Genomic DNA, 1,388 nt, shown 5'->3' with positions numbered 1-1,388 from the left:
TGGCTCGGACCCCGGCTGGGGTGGCGGCGCCAGCTGACGGGCGAACTGCCCTGGTATGGAAGGTCAACGGCCTCTGCCCGGTGCACCGAGGAGCTCCTCGCGGAACTGTTGGAGTTCATGCGTCAGCCCGCCACGCTTGCACAATGGGTTCGAAGGCCGACGGACCCGTCATGCAGCCGGAGCCGTCCTTGCGCCACCGCGAGCGTATCGACAGTGGTCAACTCGCCCCTCGGACACAACCACTGACGATACGGTGACGAGGGCCTCGACCTTACGGTCGCGGTCCTTGTTGCGCTTTCGTAACTGATTGTGATGCCGAGGGCTTCGTAGAGTGGGCCTTTCTTTTCGGTGTCGGCCGTGCGGATGCGTTGTGCGATGTCTTCAAGCCTCTCAGTGATCTCGCGGATCTGTTGGGCGTCGAGTGGGGTTCCTTCTTCCGGGTGACGGCGGGGAGCGCGTCGAGCTTTGTCTGTGCCGCTTCCTTGTCTCTCTGCGCCTCGTTGATCCATTGGGTGACGACGGCGGGGTCGGCTCCGGCTTTGAGGGCTGCTTGGTCGCGGGCGAGTCGGCGTTCGCAGTCCTTGATCGCCTGGCGTGCTTGGGTCCGCTCGGGTGTGGGGGTCGGCGGTGTTTGCTGCGGCGCTGGCGTGGGTGAGTGCTTCGATGGTGGCGGTGAGCCGGTCGGGGGTGAAGGCGCGGGCGATCCACTGGTCCAGGGCCTGGCACACGATGTCTTCGCGCAGGTTGACGGTGCGCGGGTGGTCGAGCCCGAGATGGAGTGCGGCTTCCTGTTCCTTGAATTCGCAGCGGTAGCAGACGCTGTTGCGGATGGTGGCGGGCTGCATCTTGCGTCCGCACAGGGTGCATCGGATTCGTCCGCGGAGGGCGTAGGGGCGTGCGCCTTGTTTTCCGGCTCGTTCTTGCCGTCCGTGGTTGCGGGCGCGTTGTCTGCGGAGGGTTTGGACGGTGGCGAACCGGCTGGGGCTGATGATTGCTTCGTGGGCGGGTTCGTTGGAGTGGATCCACTGCTCGGCGCGGTTGTGGGTCATGCGGGTGGTGTGGCCGAGGGTGACGTCGTTGACGTCGAGGAGGCGTTCTTCCTTGCGTTGTTTGTTCCAGACCTCGTAGCCGGTGTAGCGGGGGTTGATGAGGATGGCTCGTACGGCGCCCTGCTGCCATGCGGTCTTCGTGCGGTGTGGGTTGGGCCCGGGTCGTGGGCGGAGGGGCAGGGGATGCCTTCTCGTGTGAGTTGGGCGGCGATGGCTTTGTCGCTGAGGCCGTCGAAGTAGAGGGTGAAGATCCGCTGCACGACGGGCGCGGTGACGGGGTCGGGCTCGAGTTTGTGGATGCGCTGGCCGGCGGCGGCCTTGGCGGGATTGGGGTGGGGT

At 65.9% G+C, this 1,388-nt stretch carries 1 protein-coding gene and 1 pseudogene; both read right to left on the bottom strand.

Annotation, left to right across the window (positions count from 1 at the left end; genetic code table 11):
- Positions 1-122: 122 nt before the first annotated feature.
- On the bottom strand, positions 123-1,229 hold the full coding sequence (locus tag VXC91_RS45625) for a recombinase family protein (protein ID WP_329513218.1): 1,107 nt from the start codon (positions 1,227-1,229) through the stop codon (positions 123-125).
- Between the two features lie 11 nt (positions 1,230-1,240).
- Positions 1,241-1,348: pseudogene (locus VXC91_RS47390) on the bottom strand (recombinase family protein); the annotation flags it as partial.
- Positions 1,349-1,388: the final 40 nt, after the last annotated feature.

This window comes from Streptomyces chiangmaiensis (genome assembly GCF_036281785.1).
Classification (GTDB): Bacteria; Actinomycetota; Actinomycetes; order Streptomycetales; family Streptomycetaceae; genus Streptomyces; species Streptomyces chiangmaiensis.
Note: the sequence above shows the minus strand (reverse complement) of the source record. Positions and strands in the feature narration are given on the sequence as shown.